This is a genomic window from Bombella sp. ESL0385 (assembly GCF_009725755.1).
Taxonomy (GTDB): domain Bacteria; phylum Pseudomonadota; class Alphaproteobacteria; order Acetobacterales; family Acetobacteraceae; genus Bombella; species Bombella pollinis.
On record NZ_WNIJ01000004.1, the window covers coordinates 51314 to 75349 of the forward strand.

19 protein-coding genes are annotated in these 24036 nt (G+C 54.8%); 16 read left to right on the forward strand and 3 right to left on the reverse strand.

Translation table 11 applies throughout. The features are described from left to right. Positions 1–12 precede the first annotated feature (12 nt). The 13 genes from GM557_RS08375 (at position 13) to GM557_RS08435 (ending at position 17228) form a co-directional block, all read left to right on the forward strand. The gene (locus GM557_RS08375; protein ID WP_155573891.1) at positions 13–1188 is read left to right on the forward strand and encodes an aspartate aminotransferase family protein; all 1176 of its coding nucleotides are present in this window, start codon (positions 13–15) and stop codon (positions 1186–1188) included. 13 nt (positions 1189–1201) lie between these two features. Beyond that, positions 1202–2170, forward strand: a complete 969-nt coding sequence (gene argF / locus GM557_RS08380) for an ornithine carbamoyltransferase (RefSeq protein WP_370513461.1) — start codon at positions 1202–1204, stop codon at positions 2168–2170. A gap of 50 nt (positions 2171–2220) precedes the next feature. Continuing rightward, a complete protein-coding gene (locus GM557_RS08385) occupies positions 2221–3207 on the forward strand; it encodes an Hsp33 family molecular chaperone HslO (RefSeq protein WP_155573892.1) in 987 nt (328 codons plus the stop codon). Beyond that, a complete protein-coding gene (locus GM557_RS08390) occupies positions 3204–4268 on the forward strand; it encodes a hypothetical protein (RefSeq protein WP_155573893.1) in 1065 nt (354 codons plus the stop codon). The genes GM557_RS08385 and GM557_RS08390 overlap by 4 nt, the downstream gene beginning before the upstream one ends. Then, a complete protein-coding gene (locus GM557_RS08395) occupies positions 4265–5026 on the forward strand; it encodes a hypothetical protein (protein WP_155573894.1) in 762 nt (253 codons plus the stop codon). The genes GM557_RS08390 and GM557_RS08395 overlap by 4 nt, the downstream gene beginning before the upstream one ends. A gap of 183 nt (positions 5027–5209) precedes the next feature. After that, positions 5210–5929 (forward strand): gluconate 2-dehydrogenase subunit 3 family protein, encoded by a 720-nt coding sequence (locus tag GM557_RS08400; protein ID WP_230873330.1) that lies wholly within the window; start codon positions 5210–5212, stop codon positions 5927–5929. Between the two features lie 6 nt (positions 5930–5935). Next, positions 5936–7729: a GMC family oxidoreductase gene (locus tag GM557_RS08405; RefSeq protein WP_155573896.1), complete on the forward strand. Its 1794-nt coding sequence runs from the start codon at positions 5936–5938 to the stop codon at positions 7727–7729. Beyond that, positions 7726–9069 carry a cytochrome c gene (locus GM557_RS08410; protein ID WP_155573897.1) on the forward strand — a complete coding sequence of 448 codons (1344 nt, stop codon included), beginning with the start codon at positions 7726–7728 and terminating at the stop codon, positions 9067–9069. Before GM557_RS08405 ends, GM557_RS08410 begins: the two co-directional genes overlap by 4 nt. A gap of 241 nt (positions 9070–9310) precedes the next feature. Then, complete coding sequence (locus tag GM557_RS08415; protein ID WP_155573898.1) at positions 9311–12580, forward strand: efflux RND transporter permease subunit; 3270 nt, start codon at positions 9311–9313, stop codon at positions 12578–12580. Between the two features lie 8 nt (positions 12581–12588). Then, positions 12589–13779: an efflux RND transporter periplasmic adaptor subunit gene (locus GM557_RS08420; protein WP_370513462.1), complete on the forward strand. Its 1191-nt coding sequence runs from the start codon at positions 12589–12591 to the stop codon at positions 13777–13779. After that, positions 13779–15455: an efflux transporter outer membrane subunit gene (locus tag GM557_RS08425; protein WP_230880655.1), complete on the forward strand. Its 1677-nt coding sequence runs from the start codon at positions 13779–13781 to the stop codon at positions 15453–15455. The genes GM557_RS08420 and GM557_RS08425 overlap by 1 nt, the downstream gene beginning before the upstream one ends. Before the next feature lie 126 nt (positions 15456–15581). Continuing rightward, positions 15582–16676, forward strand: coding sequence for a catalase (locus GM557_RS08430; RefSeq protein WP_155573899.1), 1095 nt, complete (start codon positions 15582–15584; stop codon positions 16674–16676). 3 nt (positions 16677–16679) lie between these two features. After that, positions 16680–17228, forward strand: a complete 549-nt coding sequence (locus GM557_RS08435) for a cytochrome b (RefSeq protein ID WP_155573900.1) — start codon at positions 16680–16682, stop codon at positions 17226–17228. 88 nt (positions 17229–17316) lie between these two features. Here GM557_RS08435 and GM557_RS08440 read toward each other — a convergent pair whose 3' ends face one another. The 3 genes from GM557_RS08440 to GM557_RS08450 all read right to left on the reverse strand — a co-directional run bounded on the left by GM557_RS08440 (position 17317) and on the right by GM557_RS08450 (position 20604). Further along, the gene (locus GM557_RS08440; protein WP_155573901.1) at positions 17317–18708 is read right to left on the reverse strand and encodes an NAD-dependent succinate-semialdehyde dehydrogenase; all 1392 of its coding nucleotides are present in this window, start codon (positions 18706–18708) and stop codon (positions 17317–17319) included. A gap of 27 nt (positions 18709–18735) precedes the next feature. Then, positions 18736–19896: an iron-containing alcohol dehydrogenase gene (locus GM557_RS08445; protein WP_099027458.1), complete on the reverse strand. Its 1161-nt coding sequence runs from the start codon at positions 19894–19896 to the stop codon at positions 18736–18738. 114 nt (positions 19897–20010) lie between these two features. Further along, positions 20011–20604 (reverse strand): TetR/AcrR family transcriptional regulator, encoded by a 594-nt coding sequence (locus GM557_RS08450; protein WP_155573902.1) that lies wholly within the window; start codon positions 20602–20604, stop codon positions 20011–20013. A 113-nt stretch (positions 20605–20717) separates the two neighbouring features. On the opposite strand from GM557_RS08450, the gene GM557_RS08455 reads away from it, so the two are divergent. The 3 genes from GM557_RS08455 (at position 20718) to GM557_RS08465 (ending at position 23836) form a co-directional block, all read left to right on the forward strand. Then, on the forward strand, positions 20718–21449 hold the full coding sequence (locus tag GM557_RS08455) for an AraC family transcriptional regulator (protein ID WP_155573903.1): 732 nt from the start codon (positions 20718–20720) through the stop codon (positions 21447–21449). A gap of 88 nt (positions 21450–21537) precedes the next feature. Beyond that, positions 21538–22440: a dihydrodipicolinate synthase family protein gene (locus GM557_RS08460; protein ID WP_155573904.1), complete on the forward strand. Its 903-nt coding sequence runs from the start codon at positions 21538–21540 to the stop codon at positions 22438–22440. 73 nt (positions 22441–22513) lie between these two features. Next, on the forward strand, positions 22514–23836 hold the full coding sequence (locus tag GM557_RS08465; protein WP_155573905.1) for an esterase family protein: 1323 nt from the start codon (positions 22514–22516) through the stop codon (positions 23834–23836). Positions 23837–24036: the final 200 nt, after the last annotated feature.

The window sequence follows — 24036 nt, forward strand, 5'->3', positions numbered from 1 at the left end:
AACGCGTCCATCATGATCGCCTCCATCATGCCGAACTATAAACGCTTCGACCTTGCTTTTGAGCATGGCGAGGGCCTCTGGCTTACAGGCACAAATGGACGACGTTATCTTGATTTCGGGGCGGGGATTGCCGTCTCCTCCCTCGGCCATAGCCATCCTGCCCTTGTGGAAGCGATTACCGCACAAGCAAAGAAGCTCATCCATGTCTCCAACCTCTATCAGGTGCCGCAAGCAAAAGCCTTAGCGGACCTGCTCGTAGCCCATAGCTTTGCGGATTCCGTTCTCTTTTGTAACTCTGGGGCAGAAGCGAATGAGGGGCTAATTAAGCTTATCCGCCGGGCACAGTATAAAAACGGCCATCCTGAACGCACGCGGATTATCTGCTTTCATCATGCCTTCCATGGTCGGACATTAGCGACCATCTCCGCCACGGGAAATCCCGCTTATTTGGAAGGTTTCGGCTCCCCCGTAGAAGGGTTTAACCATGTCCCCTTTAACGATATTGAGGCCGTTCGCGCAGCAATCACAGACAAGACCGCTGGCATCCTCATAGAGCCTGTCCAAGGGGAAAGTGGCATCCGTGCTGCAGAGCCTGCGTTCTTACGCGCTTTACGCGCTCTTTGTGATGAAAAAGGGCTGTATTTAGGGATTGATGAGGTCCAAAGTGGGATGGGCCGCACCGGTACATTCTTTGCTTTTGAACATGCTGGCATTACGCCAGATGTCGTCTCCTCTGCCAAAGGGATTGGCGGGGGCTTCCCCCTTGGGGCTGTTTTAGCCCGTGCAGATTTAGCCCAGCATCTCACCCCCGGCACGCATGGCACAACTTATGGGGGGAACCCGCTGGCCTGTGCAGCGGGCTTTGCTGTCGTCAGCGAAATCCTCCGCCCCGGCTTCCTAGAGCATGTCCGCACAACAGGCGCGGCCTTTGGAAAAATGCTCGAGGCTTGTGTTGCAGACCATCCCTCCATTTTTGAGGAAATACGCGGCACTGGGCTGATGCGGGGTTTGCGGTGCCGCATCCCTGTAGGGGAGGTGCTTGAGGCTGTTATGGCAGAAGGGCTCCTCGCCATTGGGGCGGGCGATAATGTATTGCGCCTCGTCCCCCCCCTCATCGCCACAGAAGCAGATTGCGCGGAGGCTTGCACCCGCATCGGGCGTGCAGCTCACGCCCTAAGCAACCAATAAGGAGAGCAGTAGCGTGAGCAACGATTATACCTCATCCCCTCGGCACTTCCTGGATATTAAAGACCATTCCACCGAGACCTTACGCCATATTCTGGACCTTGCGGCCCATATCAAGGCTCTACAGCAAGAACGCAAACGCCCTCTCTGCCCTGGTCTGCCATTAGCCGGACGTGCTTTGGGGCTGATGATGTCCCGCCCCTCCACCCGCACGCGTGTCTCTTTTGAGGTGGGGATGAAGCAGCTTGGCGGGACGGTTAATGTCCTCTCCCCTGCGGATATGCAGCTTGGCCGAGGCGAGAGCATTGCCGATACGGCGCGTGTCCTCTCCCGTTTTTTGGATGTTATCACCCTCCGCACGGGGACAGATGCGAACCTTCGGGAGCTTGCCCGCTGGAGTGATGTGCCCGTCATTAACGGGCTAACGCCAGTCTCCCATCCTGTGCAGATTTTGGCCGATATTCTCACTTTTGAGGAACATCGCGGCTCCATTACCGGCAAAAAACTAGCTTGGATTGGCGATGGCAATAACGTCGCCACCTCTATGATTGAGGCCGCCGCACGGCTAGGCTTCTCCCTGCATCTCGCCACGCCAGAAGGGGAGTTTATGCCCTCTGAGACGGCTGTAAACTGGGCGCGCGCACAGGGCGGTGATATTCAACTCACCCACGACCCGCGCGAGGCTGCCGCGGGGGCTGATGCCATCGTCACCGATACATGGGTCAGCATGGGGGATAAAGATGCTGAAAAACGTCATCAAATCTTCCGCCCTTATCATGTTGATGAAGCCCTCATGGCTCTCGCAGCACCGGAGGCCCTGTTTATGCACTGCTTGCCTGCCCATATAGGGGAGGAAGTCAGCAAGGCCGTGTTTGAAGGCCCGGCCTCTGTTGTGTTTGATGAGGCAGAAAACCGCCTACATGCCCAAAAGGGATTGCTGCTCTGGTGCTTGGGGGAAGATGACCTCTCCGCTTATCAGGGCTGAGAGGGCACACCCCTCTCCCCTCTATCGGGGCCAAAAGGGAGGATAGGACCATGACAAACCCGGTGACAGAAACCACCCCTACAGCCACGACCCGCCCGCAGGATGTGCCAGACCTGACGGTTGCCCATGCGATTACGCCCTTCCATCTCGGCCATGTGCCTGTTCGGGGGCGATTAATTACGCTTGGGCCATTGGCTGATGCCATCCTCTCCCGCCATGATGAACTTCCAGAGCCTGTGCGCGCCCTTGGGGGCCAGGCCCTTGCCTTGGTAGCGGCTATGGCAACGGCTTTAAAGTTTAAAGGCTCCTTCTCCCTACAAGTTAAAGGCGATGGACCGGTCTCGCTCTTTCTGGCCGATTGCACCGATACAGGGGCGTTGCGCTTTACCGCCCGCATGGCAGAGGACTACACCACCCCCCTGCCTGAAACCGCTCCGGGCTTGCTTGGCAAGGGGTATCTGGCCTTTACAGTGGACCAAGGGCCAGAGACGGAGCGTTATCAAGGGATTGTTGGGCTAGAGGGTAAAGACCTCGCCGCCATGGCGACGCACTACTTTCAAACCAGTGAGCAACATGATTGTGCCATCCAACTTTTCTCCCGCTTAACAGAGAGCGGGTGGCAAGCGGGGGCGTTGGTGTTAGAGCGTCTGCCCGATAGCGACCCCGTTGCCGGTAATGATGACCAGCAACATTCCGAGGCGACCATCCAAGACCTCTGGGAGACGGCTTGCACCTTTGCTCATACCCTAAAAGCGGATGAATTATTCGACCCTGCTCTTTCAGCCTCTACCCTTATCACAAGGCTCTTTGGCACATTGGGGGTAGAGCTTGCCCCGGCGAGGCCGCTCTCCTTTGGGTGCCGCTGTAGCCGTGCCCGCCTGCAAGGGGTGTTAGAGCGTTTCAGCACGGATGACCTTGACCATATGGCCCAAGATGGGGTGATTTCTATGGAATGCCATTTCTGCAACACGGCCTTCACCTTCCCTCGTGATAGCCTTACGCATCATACAAACACACTCTCTGCCGAGACGCCATGACGGCAGCACACCCCGCAGAACTCCACAGCCGGGGACAATCCCTCACGCGGCTTTATCCCGGCTGGGAGAGGGGGGAACGCCTCTCCGGCCCTGCGGGTGTGGATGCTCTAATTCTACATCACCCTAAAACAGGGCAAGAGGCGTGCTGGTGGCTCTCCCCTGATAATGAGCTCTTAGCCTGCCATGCCCTTGCCCTGCGCGGCACATGGCGGGATACGCTCATCAAAACATTGGACCCCACTTTACAAACCATCAGCGCAAGTTTGCTGGATGGCACAGCCCCTCTGCCCACAGAGGAAGCCTTACAAAACGAGACACTTGCCCTGCTCCGCACATTGCCTGCAACAGGACGGCTACAGCTCGTCACGCTCTGGTTCCAAACCATGCGCGCGGCTCTGCATGTTATTCCCCCTGCAACGCTTTTAGAGCATGATGAGGAAAGCCCTTTCTCTAAAGACCTCCTCCAAAAGCTCCTCCGCACACGCCCAGCGGGGCCGCATAGTTTAGCATGCTCCCCTTTTCATGGGGGGATTATCCGCACAAATCTCACTATGATATTGGAGCAAGCTGTTGCATGCCGATTTACAGATGACAAAGAGGGCCTAACTTTCTACCTCTTTTGGCCCAATCAAGATGCCGATGAAAGCCCTGTTAAAGACGCCCCCCCTATTCTTTACCTCCCTCATGCCTCTCTTTTGGTGGGGGATAGCACGCTTACACCCCTTGTCCCGGCTTTTTTACTCTCATGGTTTATCGGAACACCACAATGCGTTGAGGACCTCAAACAGGCCCGGCCCTTCACGTTAGAGGATTATGGTGTCGGCCATGCTTCTGCCTTATGGGATAATAGCGTCTCTAGCCCAAAGAAGGCTGGACAAATCGCCTCTAGCTTTCCATTCTCATCCCTATTATGGGAACAATCTGCTCTCTTGCGGCCTCTATCGCCCTTAGAGGATACAGTGCCGGGTGACGTAACGCCCACACCCGCTAGAAAACAGACAAAGAAACCCTATCAGCCTCGTAAGAAGAAACGTAAAAAAGGACGCAAACGCCGGTCATGACCATAAAACGCTTTACCCCTCTCATGCGCTTCTGGCCGTGCATGGCCCTCCTTTGCGGGCTGGCCTTTTTATCAGGCTGTGCCTCTGATGATGGCCATGAGACCTTCCCAAAAACAGATTATAGCTACCTACCGCCGCTGAATCTGAATGTCGGCCAAATCGCCATCAATAATCAAGTCCAGCCGGGTTATGATGATTTAACAGAACGTAGCCCTGATGACCCCGCTCAGGACCTGCAGCTCATGGCGCATCAAAGATTACACACAACGGGAACCTCCGGCACGGCGCAATTTATCGTCACCCAAGCTGAGATGACAAAATCCCATCACAGCTTCAGCGGGACTTATGGCGTAAAGCTTACGGTGGATGACCCAACCCATCAACGCCACGGCTTCATCACCGCACGCGTCCATCGCACCATTGAGGCCTCCCACTCTTATAGTCTGGAGCGCAACCTCCATACACTCAACGCAGCCCTTATGGATGATATGAATGTCGAGCTGGAATACCAAATCCGCAATCATCTTGCCTCTTGGTTGACTGACGCCACCGGCACGCCACTAAGTGCTACTACCGTCCAAAGCCAAGACCTCTCTAGTACAGAACTCCCCGCGTTGGAGGGCAGCACACAACAACATGCCCCCCTCAACAACACGGTTCCCTCTGCTCCTCACCCCACCTCTACAACATATGAGAGCACAACACCGACAAAGCTCCATTCCCCACCGCCGGGTGTTCTCTCCCTACCACAACATTAAACCTACCTCCTCGCTATAAGGTGAGTACATGACAGCAGATTCACTTGTCTTCTGCGAAGATTTTGCTCACCTTACCGCAGCTTTAACCATCTTTTCATCTCCTCAGGTCCGCCCCACGCGATGACATCATCCCCCTCTCACTCCACTGCCCCATCCCGTACTACATTATCGAGGCGGGGATTTATGAGGGGGACTAGTGCGCTTTCTGGCTCATCATTACTAAGCCATACAGCCCAAGCCCATGCTGATTTAGAGCCCCAACAAACCAAAGAGGCGGAGAATGACCCCGCCCATTATGTGCCGCATTTCTTCACAGCGGAGGAATATCGCTTTCTCTGTTATGCGTGTGAGCGGCTTTTCCCAGAAGATGAAAACGGACCCGGAGCAGTCGCCCTAGCTGTGCCGCGTTTTATTGATAAACAAATGCAAACCCCTTACGGACAAGGGGACCTCTGGTACCTCAACCCTCCATTTGTCAATGGTCCCCCAGAACTTGGCTACCAACTTCCCTACAGCCCGCAAGAGCTGTATCGCCGTACGATCGAACCTATTAATACCCATTGTTTGATGACCTATAACGCCCTCTTTGCAGACCTCTCCACCGCACAGCAGGATGAGGTTCTTCATAAGCTTGAGGACGGCGTCTTGCAGTTTAATGATATTCCCGGGGCTGTCTTTTTTGAGCAATTACGCACCAATACGTTAGAAGGTGCCTTTGCCGACCCCCTCTATGGCGGTAATGACGCTATGGGAGGATGGAAGATGATGGGCTTCCCCGGTGCGCGGGCCGATTTTATGGATTGGGTCAACCAGCAAGGGGCCCCTTATCCGCTTGGCCCTGTTGGTATGCCCCCTAATGTTGCCCCCTATGGCCCTGATGCGCTTCATGATGAGGAAGATTAACCACGCATGACAGACCACGTTACACCGCCTAAAAAGCCAGATGTTCTCATCATCGGGGCTGGCTGGGCTGGCAGCATCATGGCAAAAGAGCTAACCGAGGCTGGCCTGCATGTTACCATGCTGGAGCGCGGACATGACCATAGCACGGCCGTAGAGGGCGCGTATCCTGAATCGATTGATGAATTACGCGGGGCGATACGCAAGCGTCTCTTCCAAAAACTCGCACGTACCTCTCTGACCATTCGCAACCGTCCCGACCAAACAGCCCTTCCCTACCGCCAACTTGCCGCCTTTCTTCCCGGCGAGGGCGTAGGCGGGGCCGGGCTGCATTGGTCAGGCTGTCACTTCCGCACCACAGAGGATGAACTGCGCCTCCGTAGCGTAACACAAGAGCGATATGGGCGTCGTTTCATCCCTCACGATATGCATTTACAAGATTACGGGGTGAGCTATCAGGAGCTAGAACCCTTCTTCGATAAAGCCGAGAAAGTCTTCGGCACAGCGGGCGATGCCGCCTCAGTACAGGGAATCCCTACAGGGCGAGGGAATATATTCGCCCCTGATCGTTCCGCTCATTTCCCGCTGCCGCCGCTGGCTGATACTTTCTCCGCCAGCCTGTTCCGCAGAGCTGCAACCGAGGCCGGGTATCACCCTTACAGCATGCCTGCCGCTAATGCCTCCCAGCCTTACACCAACCCATATGGCTGCCAGATGGGGCCGTGCAATTTTTGCGGTTATTGCAGCGGTTATGATTGTTATCTCTATTCCAAAGCGTCCCCGAATGTGAACATCCTCCCCGCCCTGCGGCAGGATAAACGCTTCACCCTCATCACACAGGCGCAAGTGTTGGAAATCCTCTTAGATGATGACCGCAAGACCGCCACAGGCGTACGGTATATTGACCTCACAACACAATCCGAACAGACAATGCAGGCTGACCTCGTCATACTGAGTGCCTTCCAGCTCCATAATGTTCATCTCATGCTCACCTCAGGCATTGGCCAACCTTATGACCCAGTAACGCAAACGGGGGTGATTGGCCGTAACTTCACCTATCAAACCATTACCTCCTCCCGCGTTTGGCTACCTAAAACGCACTTTACCAACCAATTTGTTGGTGCTGGCGGCGGGGGTGTTGCCATTGATGACATCAACCATCCCGGCCTAGACCGTGGGAAAGCAGGCTTTATTGGTGGCTCACCCATTTGGGTAAACCAAGCAGGGACAAAACCCATCAATGCCGCCCTTAGCAGTGGTGGCAAGGGCGCACCCCGCTGGGGACACGCCTATAAAACAGCCATGATTGACCAATATCGCCACTCTCTCAGTATTGATGCCCATGGCAGCAATATGGCTTATCGCGATGTGTATTTGGACCTCGACCCCACATGGCGCAACGCCTATGGCCAACCCATGTTACGCATGACCTTCACATGGAAGGAGAACGACATCCGCATGAATCAATATGCCGTCCAGCATATTGGTCAGATCGCCAAAGCCATGGGGGCCACTAAGATTGCCCTCAATAGCCTCCAACATGGCCAGAACTTTGATAGCCGCCTCTACCAAACCACGCACCTTAATGGTGGGGTTATCATGGGGGAAAACCCCAAAACCAGTGCGGTGAACCGTTATCTACAAAGTTGGGATGTCTCTAATCTCTTTGTCATTGGCTCTAGCGCATTTCCCCAAGGGTTAGGCTATAACCCTACCGGGCTGGTGGCCGCGCTGGCTTATTGGTCGGCTTACCATATCCGCCATACTTACCTCCGTAACCCCGGCCCTATGGTAACCGCATGACCCACATCTCCCGCGCTTCCTTTTATGCGGCCCTTTATGCAGCATTAGGGCTGCTTGCCATTTTTTCCTCCCCCCTCACCATAGCTCGAGCAGACACCCCCATACCGTCTGCTTTGCTAGAGGAAGGCCATTATCAAGCTATCCTCGGCGATTGCGCTGCCTGCCATACAGCACCGGGCCGCCCTGATTATAGCGGGGGCTTACCCTTTGAGCTGCCCATCGGCACGATTTATTCAACCAATATTTCGCCAGATCCTGTTCATGGCATTGGCCGCTATAGCGAGGCAGAGTTTGCCCGCGCTGTCCGGCTTGGGGTGCGTAAAGATGGCTCCACACTTTATCCCGCTATGCCGTACCCCTCCTATGCGCGGCTAAGTGATGCGGATATCCACGCGCTTTATGTTTATTTTCAACATGGTGTGGCCCCTCAAGCGGTAGCTCCGCCAGAGAATAAAATTAAGTGGCCGCTCTCTATGCGTTGGCCACTACGCGTTTGGCGGTGGCTCTTTGCCCCTAGCATTCGCTATGCCCAGCAACGCACCAATAGCCAATTCACTGACCCAACCTTGGCACGAGGGGCCTATCTTGTCGAAGGGCCGGGCCATTGCGGGGCCTGCCATACACCACGCGGCATCGCACTGAATGAAAAGGCCCAAACAGCCCAAGATGGCCCGCTCTTTCTCTCCGGCGGTGGGGTTGTAGAACAATGGGTTGTCCCCTCCCTGCGGCAAGAAAATCGCACCGGCCTAGGCCGTTGGAGTGAGCAAGATATTGTGGACTTCCTCCGTACTGGTCGCGCTCGCCCCGGTGCCAGCTTCGGAGGCATGACGCCTGTTATCATCCACAGCACCTACGCATTTACAGATAACGACCTCCACGCGATTGCGCGCTATTTACGCACACTAAGCCCCGCCCGCCCAGAAGCCCCTTGGGTTTATGACCCAAGCACGGCAGACGCCCTACGCCGGGGTGATATCACCCAACCTGGCGCACAAACTTATCTGGACCGCTGCGCAGCTTGCCATCGCAGCGATGGGGCTGGTTATGGCACGGTCTTTCCCCCTCTAGCAGGAAACCCTGTCGTGATGACGGATAATCCCACCTCGCTCATCCATATCATCCTCGCGGGCGAGACAATGCACCCCCTCCCTACCGCGCCCTCTGCCTTTACGATGCCCGCTTTTGGCGATACACTCTCTGACAAAGAGGTCGCAGAACTTATAAGCTTCATCCGCCATAGTTGGGGCAATCACAGCAGCAGCGTTAGTGAAAGCGAAGTACGACGACTCCGCCAGCATCTGGCTCATCCCACTACATCGCCGACCCTACCGAAGAACTAAAGCAATCAGCCTTCCTTTTAGGTGAAATTCTTGTAATATAAACTCATAAAACTACGCTTTATCTGTAGAGGATATGTGAAATGGAAGGAGCTATCTTCTCTCATTTTATTCCCTATACCCCCGGCTTACAAAACCGTCATAAACTTGACTAAAACAGTATTTAATACGCCGCTCCGTCATTTTTGTTTAAATTAAGACTAACACTCTTTTGCCTCTGCAATAACAGGAAACCACCTGCATCATGAATGCCATTGTCATCACCGCGCTCAAGCGGCCTCTGACCTTTGTGGTCTTGTCGATCTTGATTGTGATGTTTGGGGTAATGTCTGTTTTTAAAACACCAACAGACGTCTTCCCTAATATCAAAATCCCGGTCGTCTCAGCGGTATGGACCTATGGTGGGATGCTGCCAGAAGAGTTTGCTGGCCGCATCATCTATAATTACGAACTTATGGTGACCTCTACCGTAGAGGGCATCGAGCATATGGAGTCCAACTCCTATTACGGGCGCGGGATTGTCACCATCTTCTTCCAACCCGGGACGGAGATTGGCGAAGCAGAGGCAGAAGTAACCGCAATCTCTCAAACAGTCATCAAGCAGCTGCCGGTGAATATCCCAGCCCCGATGATTATGCGGCTGGATGCCTCCTCTGTCCCCGTGATTTCGCTGCAAATTACCTCCGACAAGCAAACACCATCCGACCTTTATAAATTAGCGATGATTCGCGTCCGGCCCCTTCTCGTCACGGTAGAGGGCGCGGTGGTACCGCACCCTTATGGCGGGATGGATAGTTTTGTGATGGTCACGCTGAATCAAGACCAGCTCCGCGCTCATCACCTCTCAGCGATGGATGTGCAAAATGCCATGCATAATCAAAACATCGTCCTCCCCGCTGGTGACCAAAAGATTGATGCTGTGGATTGGATGGTCCAAACCAACGCCACCCCTAAGAGCATGAAGGCTATCGGCAATATCCCCGTCAAACGCGTAGGCAATGCCGTCATTTACGTGCATGATGTAGCCGATGTGTATCGCGGCGGGCATCCACAAACCAACCTTGTGCTGGTCAAAGGCCGACAAGGCGTTGAGGTTGTCGTCATGAAAAGTGGTGAGGCTTCCACGCTAGATGTCGTGGATGGTGTGAAAAAAGCCCTCCCCCGCCTACGGGCCGTCTTACCAGATGATGTCAATGTCAGCATCCTCACAGACGCCTCCATCTTCGTGAAAGACGCGATTAAAGATGTGGTGCGGGAGATGGTCACAGCGGCCTTCCTGACCGGGATTGTGGTGCTGCTCTTCCTTGGCTCGTGGCGGTCCACCGTCATTATTGCCACCTCTATCCCGCTGGCCATTCTCTGCTCTGTCATCGGGCTAAGCTGGGCTGGTGAATCCATCAATGTCATGACCCTTGGCGGGCTGGCTCTCGCTGTTGGTATCCTCGTTGATGATGCCACGGTGATGATTGAAAATATCGATACCCATCTTGAGATGGGTAAAGAGCTTGAGCCTGCTATTATTGATGCAGCGAATCAAATTGTCACAGCGACCTTTGTTTCCACCACCTGCATCTGCATTGTGTGGCTCCCTCTCTTTGAGCTTGGAGGGGTAGCGGGGTATCTCTTCCGCCCCATGGCAGAAGCGATCATCTTTGCGATGATTGCCTCTTTTATCCTCTCCCGGACACTCGTCCCCACCATGGCGAAATATCTGCTCGCTAATCATAACCATGGCCATGATATTCCAGATAAAGAGCAGCATATTGCCGATAGCAACGCCGCTGCTATAGCCGCAGGCCACCCTGCCCAACGTGGAGATGGGACAGATAGCCATAACCGTTCCGCTCCCCTACCAGCACGCAGCGGCTTTATGGGAGCTTGTATCCGCTTCCAACAAAGCTTTGAGGAAAAGTTCAATCTCTTTCGCGATAGCTATTACGCTCTCCTCGTCCGCTGTGTGGAGCAACGTAAGCTCTTTGTCGGGGTGTTCTTAGGGCTTTCTGTCCTCTCTTTGGGGCTCTACCTCACTGCGGGACGGGACTTCTTCCCGGAGACAAAATCCAACGCTCTACAAATGCATATGCGTGCCCCACTAGGCACACGTATTGAGGTTGCAGGGCGTATCGCTGCCCTCGTCTCTGACCGTATCGAGCGTGACCTCCCCGGCCAAGTGGAAGAAATTGTCAGTAATTGCGGCCTGCCAGAAGGGGCGCATAATCAGGCCTTTATCCCAACACCTACCATCGGCACGCAAGATTGCGACCTGACCATCGCCCTCAAAAATGAGGCCTCCCCGGTATGGGATTATCGTGCCCTACTGCGTAAAGACCTCTCCGCGCAATTCCCCGGTACGGTCTTTACCTTCCAACCAGCGGACCTGACAGCCAAAATCCTCAATTTTGGCTCCCCCGCGCCGATTGATATTCAAATTAACGGGCCAGATATTGCCGATAATTACGACTATGCGCGTAAAATCATCGCCCGCTTACGTCATATTCCCGGCACGGCGGATGTGGTCATCCAGCAAACGATGAAAACACCCACCTTGATGATTCGTGGTAACCGGACCTTCAGTATGGCCACCGGCCTCACCGAGGCCGACCTCGCCAATAACCAGCTTATGACACTCTCCGGCTCCAGCACGGTGGACCCGCAATTCTGGCTCGACCCCAGTAATGATGTCACCTTCCCGCTCAATACCTACGTCTCTCAAGACCAGCTCACCCATTTGAGCGACCTGCTGACCATCCCCGTCGATAAAGGCGATGGCAACCCAACCGGGACGGGGGACCAGTTGCTCGGCAGCATCAGCACTGTTGTGCCAACAGGCACACCGGGCGAGGTCTCACATTTTAACTCCATGCCCGAAGTTGATATTTACGTCTCGACCGAAGGGCGCGACCTTGGGGCTGTGCTGGCAGATGTTAAGCAGGTCATCGCCGATACCAAGCCCCTCCTGCCCAAAACGGCTGCAACAGACATCCACGGGGCAGCGGTGACGATGTATAGTGCTTATAGCCAACTCGTCCTCGGACTGATGGTCTCCATCGTGCTGATTTATCTGCTCATTGTCGTGAACTTCCAATCTTGGACGGACCCTTTCATCATCATCACCGCCCTACCCGGCGCGTTAGCGGGGATTGCATGGGCCTTATTCCTCACCGGGACACGCCTCTCCGTCCCGGCTCTGACGGGGGCCATTATGTGCATGGGGACAGCAACGGCGAACTCCATCCTCGTTGTATCCTTCGCAAGAGAGCGGATTGAGCTCCACGGCGATGCCCTACGCGCTGCAACAGAGGCCGGGCGAGAGCGTATCCGCCCCGTGCTGATGACAGCCCTTGCTATGATTGTGGGGATGATCCCCATGGCGACCTCCAACTCCACCAATGCTCCCTTAGGCCGGGCTGTTATTGGTGGGTTGATTGTCGCCACACTCTCCACGCTCCTGTTTGTCCCCTGTGTTTACGCCATCATCCATAACCGTACTGCCTCTCATAAGGAGACCATCTAATGGCCAGCATGTCTCGCAACCGTAAATTACTGCTCGGCCTGATTGCCTTAGTGCTGGGCCTTTACATTGCCTCATTATTGATAGGCCGCATCGCCCATATGGCCCATCTCCATAACGTAGCGGAGGAAAGTGCCGTCCCCAATGTCGCGGTCATTCTGCCTCATAAGGCTGATAGCAAGGTAAGCCTCACCCTCCCCGGCACGATTGACGCATGGTACCAAGCCCCCATTTATGCTCAGGTCTCTGGCTATGTGAAAATGTGGTACAAGGATTACGGGGCTGTCGTTCATCAAGGCGATGTCTTAGCCGAGATTAACGCCCCCGCTTTGGATGCCCAATATGCCCAAGCGCGTGCTGACCTCGACGCCCAACAGGCCCGCTATAATCTGGCCTCTGTCACGGCTAACCGTTGGCGGGCCATGGGCAAGTCCCAGGCTGTATCGGGCCAGTCTGTCTCTGTTGCCACAGCGGATGAAAAAGCCGCCCTCGCTACATTAGAGGCCGCCCAACGTAACCTGGACCATTTCGCCGCATTGGAGAAGTTTAAGCAAATTGTCGCGCCTTTTGATGGCGTGGTAACGGAGCGTTCCATCAATGTGGGGGATTACGTCAATAGCGGTGGGGGCCAGCTTAATGCCACCGGTGGCGCGTCTGAGCTGTTCACCGTGGCAGATACGCACCGGCTGCGCTTGTTCGTCTCCGTACCGGAAATCTTCTCCTACATGCTGACAGACGGCCTCACAGCGCACATCCATGTCCCGCAATATCCGGGCCGGACTTTTGAAGCCAAGTTCCTCACCGCCTCGCTCGGTTATGACCCTAACACACGGACAGCCGTCTCCGAGTTCACCTTGGAGAATAGCGACCATGCCCTCTGGCCGGGGACCTTCGCCTCAGTCGAGCTGAAAGCCAATAATAACGCGGCTCATTTGCTGAAAATCCCCACCGGTTCGCTCGTCTTTCAAGAAAAAGGCATGCAAGTTGCCACGGTGGATGCAAAGAGCCATGTGCATTTTAAAAATATCCGCGTTGGTAAAATGGCTGATAGCTCTACAGAGGTCCAAGCGGGACTTAATGCTGATGACCGCATCATCAATAACCCACCGGCTGACCTACTAGAGGGCGACCCCGTCCATATCGTCACCCCTGCGCGTGGTTATAACCAAAGCGGCTGGGAAGAATCCGGGGATGATGACTAATGCCTAGCATGACAACCACACCCTCCACCCTCGCCAGCCCTGTACAAAAAACACGCCATTGGCTGGGGCGGCTTGCCCGCCATACAGCCCTTGGGAGTGGCCTGCTGGCCCTCACCGCCCTGGGCGCGTGTGACCTCGCCCCACGCTATGAGCCTCCGCATTTTGTCGTACCTGATAGCTGGCAGGGCCAAGCCCCTTTTGCTGTCGCCCAGCCAGCTGATGCCACCTTACCTACAAACTGGTGGACCCTCTTGCATGACCCGCTCCTTGATAAGCTAGAGGACCGCGCCATTGCCGAGAATGGCGACCTCCAAGCTGCGGCGGAACGCTTCCTCCAAGCTCGCTCTTTAGTCGCTAAAGCACGCGCGGGCCTTCTGCCTCATCTCAGCCTTGATGTAGGCGGGTCTGATAATAAACAATCAGCCGATAGGCTCTTTCGTAACGGGGCTACGCTAACCCAAACGCAAGAGGAATATGCAGGCCTGGCCTCATGGGAGCCAGATATTTGGTCCTCCATCCGTAACCGGGTGAGAATAAACCGGCAAGCTGCTCAACAATCGGCGGCACAATTTGCGATGGCACGCCTCAGCTTGGAGGCCGAGCTTGCAAGTGATTACATCCAGCTGCGCGGCTATGACGCACAGATTGCTATCTATCAGCAATCCATCGCCTATTATCAGCGTGCGCTTAATGTCACACGCACACAACTGAAATATAAAGCCGCCCCCCGGTTAGACCTCGCCCGTGCAGAGGCACAGCTCTACACCACACAAGCCGCGTTATATGACATCCAAGCCGCCCGTGAGGTGACAGAACATGCGATTGCTGTCCTGACCAATAGTGCGCCTTCTAGCTTCCATATCGACCCGGTAACGGCGTTGGACTTCCACCAACCTTCAATCCCCACCGGGGTGCCATCAGCCTTGCTGCAACGCCGGCCTGATATTGCCAGTGCAGAGCGGGAAATGGCCCAAGCAAACCGTGCTATCGGCATTGCGCGCGCCGCCTTTTACCCGCATTTCTCCCTTAATGCGGATGCAGGCTTTGAGGCCAATGGCTTCAAGCTGGCCAATCTTGCCAACTCCCTCTGGACATATGGCGCACGGATGAACATCCCCCTCTTTGATGGCGGGATTCACCGTGCTGAGCTGCAACGCTCTTGGTCAGCTTATCGGGAAACACGGGACCAATACCGCACGACCGTCCTCTCGGCCTTCCGCGAGGTGGAAGATGGCCTCTCCCGCACCAATCGCCTTGCGTTGGAGAACCAAGCCCTCCAAAAAGCTGTTAATGCGAATATGGAGACCCAGAATATGACCATGACGCTCTACCAAGGTGGGGTCGGCACATATCTGGATGCTATCTTCAGCCAAGAAAACACCCTCCGCAGCCGCATTGCGCAAGTGGAAGTTGCTACACGGCTTTACCAAGCAGATGTTGCCTTAATCCGCAGCCTTGGCGGGGGCTGGGATGTAAAAGACCTCCCCAATATGGGCGAGACCCTCTCGGTCGGGGCCTTCCAATATGAAGGGCTGCACCACCCCAAACAGGTGGGGGATGTCCATGCCTCCGAGCATCCCGAAGCGCATGAGGACCTCACTCATGATGCCCCCGATGCTGTAGGCCGTGGCACCAATGCTCATCTCAAACCGTTGCCCATTGGGGCCATGCCGTAACGCAACACCCGCCCCATCGTGATGGTCTCACGTCATGATGGGGCATAGTCTTTTCTTCCTATTACCCCATACATCTGATAAGCCTGAGAGCACGTTCCTCATCTTTTGCGAAGGAGATGCTCTCTTATGGCGCGCTCCCCCCATTCAGCGAGTCCAGCCCGCTGGGCTGCTGTCATTCTGCCACCTTTATGCTTGGGTGGCTTTCTGGCGTGGTCGGCTGGCTTATTAACCCCGGCCTCCATCTCGCCCTCCCATTTTATGCAACGCTTCCATAATGCTGGGGCCCCTAATACAGGATTCCGCCGCGCCCATGCCAAAGGGATGTGTGTAACAGGCTGGTTTGACCCCTCACCAGAAGGCCGCGCCCTCTCCCATGCAGGGGTCTTTAAAGGGGAGCATCTCCCCGTTATCGGGCGTTTCTCACTCGCACCCCCGCTGCCTTATTTGCCCGATAACCCTAACATAGCCCGCAGCTTAGCCTTGCAGATTCGCACACCTTCGGGGGATGATTGGCGCATGGCCCTTGTTGATGTGCCTTTACAATCCATGCGGGACATTGCTGATGCTTACGCCTTCTTCAAAGCCGCACGGTTAGACCCTGTAACCCATAAGCCAGACCCGGAGGCAGTTAAGGCCTATGCCGCCCAACGCCCTTGGCTAAACACCGCCTTTGAGCAAGCAAAAGCCCATCAACAACCATCCGACCTGACAAACGATACTTATAACAGCCTGGACAGCTTCATCCTGACAAATGATGCGGGGAAGAAAACAGCCGTCCGCTGGGCTGTACAGGCAAAAGAGCCTTTCCGCCCGGCTGAGGGAAGCGGTGCGAATGATGGCAATTACCTCTTCAAACGCTTAGTGCAAACGCTTGATGAACGCCCCCTAAGCTGGGATATTGTGGCCACCATTGCCCGTGAGGGCGACCCGGTGAACGACCCCAGCCAACCTTGGAATGACGCAGACCAAAAAGTTACCGTTGGCACTGTAACCTTCACCAAAGCTTATAGTGAGGATGAAAATCCCTGCGGCCCTATGGTCTTTGACCCCACCATCCTCCCAGAGGGCATCAGCGTCTCGCAAGACCCTTTACTCGCCCTGCGAGCCTCGGTGTATATGAAGTCTTACGCAACACGCTCTGCTGAGCATAAAACGCCGAGCATGGTCACCCCTAACGATGTCGCCAACCCGACCCTCACATCAGACGAGAAGGGCCAGTAAGCTATGTCACTTCCGCAAAATACGGGTAAGGCTGCGCCCTTCCCTCGCCTCTCCATCATGCTTCATTGGATCATGGCCGCACTCATCCTTGTGATGCTCTTTGTCGGGCTGTTTATGGCGCATATATCGAGCATCCATTATGCGGGCCTCTTTACATTGCACCGCACGGTCGGGTTCCTCCTCCTACTGCTCGTGGTCATCCGGCTTATTAACCGCTTTACCAATCGCACACCGCCCCTCCCGGCAGACCTCCCCAGCCCCATGAAGCTCGCCGCCCATCTCTCCCATATCCTGCTCTATGGCTTCATGTTCGCCTTACCGCTGGTTGGCTGGGCTATGCTCTCAGCCGGGGGCTACCCCATTACCTTATGGGGCGGTTATCACATTCCGCCTCTTATGGGCTTTCATCCCCATCTATGGGGTGCGCTACGCTGCCTACACAGCCTGCTCGCCTATGGGCTCATCCTCCTCATCCTCGCCCATATCGGAGCAGCCCTACTACACGGCGTCATCCGCCGCGATGGTGTCATGGGCTCCATGTTAGGGCGGTAACCAATCCCAATTTGGCACAAAACACATAAAAAAGGCGGCCCTTTTACAGGACCGCCTTTTCCTTTACCCAAACGGTAAGTAGTAAGCCTCAGAAAGGAGCATCAATATCCACGATATTGATGAGCTTGTGGTTCACAAACTCCTTAATACCAAGGTCGATAAGCTCCCGGCCATAGCCGGAGCGGGCAATCCCACCGAAAGGTAGCTCGGCCTTTGTCCCGGTTGGGTGATTGATGAACACCATACCAGTACGGATTTTTGCAGCCACACGAGCACCACGGGCTTCGTCCTTTGTAAAGACAGAGCCGCCAAGCCCATAAGGGGAATCATTAGCGATGCGGATAGCATCAGCCTCATCTTTTGCCCGATAAAGCTGCGTAACCGGGCCAAAGAACTCCCAATGGCGTGCCTCATTCGTCTCATCCAGCCCTGTCATAATCATTGGCTGGAAGAATGCCCCCTGATTGGGGATAGGCAGAGGAATTGTCTCAACCTGTGCCCCATGCTTTTTGGCCTCTTCCACCTGGGCACGCAAATCATCAGCCGCTTTTTGGGAAGAGAGTGGCGCAAAATTGGTGCTTGGGTCTAACGGATCACCGGCCTTCAGCTCAGAGATGCCTTTTTTATACAGCTCCACAAAACGGTCATAGAGGCTATCCACCACGATGATGCGCTTGGCAGACACACAAACCTGCCCTGCATTCCAATGGCGGCCAAACACAGCCCATTTGACGGTCTTTTCTAAATCAGCATCATCCAACACGATAAAGGCATCACTACCGCCTAATTCCATCGTGGCTTTCTTCAACGCTTTACCGGCAATCCCTGCCACGACCGAGCCAGCCCCTTCCGAGCCTGTCAGGGCCACACCGCAACTACGCGGGTCATTCAGCACCATTTCCGTATGATGACGGGCCAGATAGAGATTCTGGAACAAGCCTTTCGGTGCCCCTGCTTCCTCAAACAACTCCTGACACACCGCCGCACATTGCGGCAAATTACCAGCATGTTTGAGGATGACCGCATTCCCTGCAGAAATCTGCGGTGCTGCAATACGCACCACCTGATAATAAGGGAAGTTCCACGGCTCAATCGCCAGAACAATGCCCTGCGGCTCATACACAATCTTTGGTCGCCCAATGGCAGGGTTAGAGACCTTCAACTCCTCTGGCTTCAGAAGGTCTTCTGCATGCTCGGCATAATATTCGCAAATCTCGGCTGAGAGAATGACTTCTGCTTTGCCTTCAGCCAGCACCTTGCCCATCTCTAAAGCAGCAAGACGCGCTAATTTATCAGCATCCCGGCGCAATAAGGCTCCAAGAGCTTTTAAAACCTTCGCCCGCTCAGCAAAGCTTGTTGTCCGCCATGCCTCATAAGCCTCATACCCCCGGGCTAGTGCCGCTTGGACCTCTTGGTCCGTTGCCTCGGGGAATTGTTTGAGGACCTCATTCGTATAAGGATTTGTTGTTGCGTAAGCCATAATATACCTCTTTCTCTTGCCCTAATTTTATAGAGCGCGTTCCAACACTTTGCGGCTAATTTCTGGGGTAATTTCCTCCCCTTCCCCCAAGGCTGTCATGCCGTGGTCTTTTAGCTGCGTGATGATAGGCTCAATCCCCTCATGGCCAATCTCATAAGCTGAGAGACGAACAGGAATATCCAACCCTTTAAAGAAGGCCTCAATCTGAGCAATCGCCGCATCAATCCGCTCATCCTCAGAGCCATCCTTTAGCCCCAGAACACGCGTTGCATATTGCAGCAGCTTCGCCCGCTTCTGCTCCCGCCGCTCCTTCAACATAGCCGGCAGAACAATGGCTAGAGTACGGGCATGGTCAATGCCATATTTCGCCGTGAGCTCATGCCCGATAGCGTGCGTTGCCCAATCTTGCTTCACACCAGCCCCAATCAGACCATTAAGAGCCTGTGTTGCGACCCACATCAGATTTGCCCGCAGGTCATAATCATCAGCAGGGGCTTTTGTGATGCGCTGTGCAATATCATGCAGACTGAGCAAAAGCCCTTCTGCGTAACGGTCCTGCACCATCGCATCTTGCGGCAGGGTCATATAAGCTTCCATCACATGGACGAACGAGTCCGCCACACCATTGGCCACCTGACGCGGCGGCAAGCTGAAGGTGCGTGTAGGGTCCAAAATGGAAAAAGTCGGGAACACATGCGGGTTAGAGAAGGCAAGCTTATCGCCTGTTTCCTTGCGGGAGATCACAGCAATATTGTTCATCTCCGAGCCCGTAGCAGGCAAGGTAACAACCGTCCCCAAAGGCAGAGCCTTTTTAACCGTTTGCCCCTGCTTTAACAGGATGTCCCACGGCTCACCTTCATAAGGTACAGCAGCCGCAACAAACTTGGTGCCATCCATAACGGAGCCACCACCAACTGCGAGGAGGAAATCCACCTTCTCTTTACGCGCAACCTCAACAGCCTTCATGAGGGTTTCGTAAGTCGGGTTGGCTTCAATCCCCCCAAACTCGCAGAAAACTCGCGACCCAAGGGCTTTGCGTACCTCTGCCAATGTGCCGGTCTTCTCTGCACTCGCCCCACCATAAAGGACAAGCACGCGCGCTTGCGGGCTAAGCTGCTCATCCAACTTGGCAATCATCCCTTTGCCAAAGAGAATCTTTGTCGGGTTATAAAACTCAAAATTATCCATAGCATCCTCGCTGATTCTGGACATACACTAAAAATAGACCGGTCATCTCGAAAATGAAAGGGGGGCATCCTTAAAAAACCCTCTCATTACAAAAAACTCATATTAATAACCCTATTAGGAGGCTAATAGCTGCCGCGTTGCCACAAACGCATCCTCAAAAGCGGTTTGTTTATGCGTGACCTTCACAAGCAAGGTCGCCCCCAACCATGTTTGATACACAACAGATGCCGCTAAACGCGCAGGCAGAGCCTTTGTGATGGTCCCATCCTGTTGGCCTTCCTCCACCATGCAGGCAAGCCGCGCAATAATGGCCGTTGTCCCTTCCTCCAAAATCAACCTCATGCGCTCGGAAAGGTCGGAGACTTCTGCCGCTAATTTAACGACAAGGCATTTCTCACTCAAACAGCCATGTTGCTGCGCGTCCACCCAGCATTGGCAATAGGCGGATAATTTCTCAAAGCCCGTCTTGCCCCGCTCGGCAATCAAAGCATCCAGCTTTTGGAGATATTGCTCATTATACAGCTCTAACAATGCCGCACCGAAATGCTCCTTCGATTCAAAATAATGATAGAAGGAGCCCTTAGGAATCTGCGCCGCCTCTAAAACTTGGCTTAACCCCACAGCGGAAAATCCCCGCTGGCTTATAAGCGGGCGGGCCGATTCCAAAATACGCCGGCGCGCTTGTACATGCTTCTCTGCCACTGTCATGCTTTCATCCCCTATCAAAAACAAGCCTATCTGTCCAGAATTGAAATAGACTGGTCAGTCCACATCATTCCTCTGGACGCTCCCACGCTCCCCTCAGTATCATACGCGCTGCTATGCCTGTTTCATTCACCCCGTCATCTTCTTCATCCTCTGGGCCACTTTGGCATTATCGGCGCATACATCACCCTGATATTCGGGAGATGAGCATGGCATATGGTGCAAAACTGGCCCTCCCCTTGCATTTTCATCAAGAAGACCAACTCGCTTTCCTCCTAACGGGGTGTCGTCATTTCCTATTTCCTCATCGCAGCGTCACTCTTACAGCGGGGCAGGCTTTGCTCATCCCCGCTGGTACACCGCATCTCTCACGTGATGATGACCCTGCCCGCACTGGGGACACATTATGCCTCAATCTCTATCTCACACCCCACCGTTATCACGACCCAGCCGATTGCGCGGCCCTCCTCCAACAATCTGTTGGGGAACGCCCCACTCACATCACCATCATTCCCGCACCGGCTTTACCCCTCCCTATGCAGGATGGCACCCCCCTTCATTCTATCCAAACCCTTGCGCGAGAAGCTGGAATGAGTCGGGAGGCCTATTCCCGCCGCTTTCAACGCCAATACGGCGTAACCCCGCAGGCTTTTCGGCTTCTATGCCAATTAAACGAGGCTAAAGCGCAACTCCGCACAGGGATAAACAACGTGCAAGCGGCCATGAATACGGGTTTTGCAGACCAAAGCCATATGGGCCGGCTCTTCCACCGGACCTTTGGCACCACACCGGGCCGCTATCGTCAGGACCCCACCATACCTCCACTTACCCCCGCACCGCTTTTATAAAACAAATAAGGTCACATTCCTTCTATACCGTGACACGGCCTCTCTAGCATGATGACGCACCCATTCTGTCTCATCATGAGGATAACTTATGAGCATCTCTTTCCACGGCCTGAGTGCCTTTCCCATTACCCCTATGCAACAGGACAAACCCGATGAGGCACGCTTTGCTGCCCTCATCACCCGGTTGGTGGAGGCCAAAGTGGATTCCATCGGGGCCCTCGGCTCTACGGGAAGTTATGCCTTCCTCACCCGCACGGAGCGGGAAAAACTAACACGCTTGGCCGTCAGCCATGCGGGTAGCATCCCCGTCCTTGTCAGCATTGGAGCTATTCATCTACGCGATACACTCCTACTTGCTGAAGATGCCCAAAAAGCCGGGGCAAAAGCCCTTCTTCTCCCCCCTATGAGCTACTTTCCCCTACGAGATGAAGAGGTCTTTACACTTTATGAGACTGTCAACCGCCATGTCTCCGTCCCGCTCATTGTTTATGATACGCCCGGTACAACGCAGTTCCATTTCTCCGATGCGTTAATGCAGCATATTTGCAAACTTTCGCATGTCCGTTCCATTAAGCTCCCTAGCGGCTCCCCCACCGCTGAGGAAGCTGCTGCACGGATGGCACGCCTCCTCCCCACCCTACCAGAGAGCATCACCCCCGGCATTAGTGGCGACCCAACCGCGGCCCAAGCCCTCATGCATGGCGCGCACATATGGTACTCCGAATGGGGCGGCTTGTTCCCTCGTCTAGCCCGGCACCTCACCGATGCGGCCCTTGCTAAAAATGAGGCTGAAATAACCCGCATTGAGGCGATATTCGCGCCTTTCTGGGCTATGAGTGCCCGTTATAATGGTTCACTACGCGTTATCGCCTCTGCTGCGGAGATTATGAATCTAGCAGGGCCGGGTGCGCTCCCACGCCCATTGCAAGGTGTCTCGCAAGACGATTACGACCAGCTCGCTACCCTCATCCACACACATCAACCCGCGTAACCCCTCACCCACAGGCCCCGGTATAACGAACGGGGCCTGTATGTTTTGACCCAATTTATGATAGCGTGGGGCTATGTTCATCCGCTCACACGCCCCCATCTCTCTGTTAGCTCTCACTGTAAGAGCCGTGCTGGCTTTGGCCATCTTATGCCCTGCACTTGCTATCGCAGGCCCTTGTATGCCGCTAGACGCCCTCCAACCCCCGCACGCCAACACGACAGACCCCACCCAACCTTTCTATATCGATACATCCGGCTTAAGCGGCAGCGGTGTTATGCCCATTCATGACCCGCATAACCCACTTTATCCCCCTGCGACCGACCTCCCCGATGCCACACTCCCACCCCTCACCAAAAACGGTAATTACATCTTAGGCCCTACCCACACACTCCCTGCGGAGTGGAACAACACCCAACCCGCACAAGGCCGCTTTATTCGCCTTACCCTCTCATCCTCTCCTAAAAGCGGCTATAATCCCGGCATCGCCCGTGATGAGGCAGAGCCTTGCGCAACGGGGGTTCGCAATATGTCCACCAGCCACGCAGGCGACCCCTCACGCCTAGACGTCCCCGGTGCCCATCCCGCCCCTTGGCACCGTAGCGTTGATATTTACATCCCGCCCCATACACCAACAGACCATCCCCTCCCCTTTCTCATATTTGGTGATGCAGGCGATGACGGTATTTATCCGGGGCATGACCTATTCTCTTTGGTTGATGCCCTCATCAAAGCGCATCGCATCCCCCCGATGGTCATCATTGGTGTTGGTTCCGGCGGGGGTGATGCCCAAGGCAGCGAACGCGGGCGCGAATATGATACGATGTCCGGCGATTATGCCGATTGGGTCGAGGCCCATATCCTCCCTCTTGTAGAGGCAAAGGCTCACCTCCATCTCTCCCATAACCCTGATGACCGCGCGACCATGGGCTTTAGCTCTAGCGGGGCCGCAGCCTTTGCCATGGCATGGTTTCGCCCCACGCTGTACCATCGGGTCCTGGCCTATTCTCCCTCTTTAGTGAATCAACAATGGCCGTATAACCCCGCTCTACCCGGTGGGGGCTGGCAGCTCCATTCCCCATGGGCAGGCACGCCGCAGGCTATACCACCCCACCCCGGCGCGGCCCTCATCCCAGCAAGCCCACGCCTGCCTTTACGCATTTGGTACGAGATGGGCGACCAAGACCTCTTTTACCCCGTGCACCCTATGCCTGATGGGATGCATGATTGGGTCCTCGCTGGCGAAAATCTCGCCCGTGTCCTTGCGGCAAAAGGCTATGCGTATCAATTTATCATCTCACGCAACGCCCAGCATGTCGATGGCCCCACAATAGACCAAACCCTCCCAGAAGCCCTAGAATGGCTTTGGCGGCCAAATCCCACACCCCGTCACAACTGACGATGAAGCAACGACCCTAGGTAAGTATCCCCGCAAGGCGGGGAAATGAGTCTGCCAGATCCCAAAGGGTCAAAAGATCGACCTTCACGATTTATGTGCAAGAACGCAGCAAACAAATCTTGAAAGGTATGACTTGCGGAACCATAATACGTGGAGTGGAAAGATCGCTTCAGTTAAAAAACAATCTCTCCACTGGACCT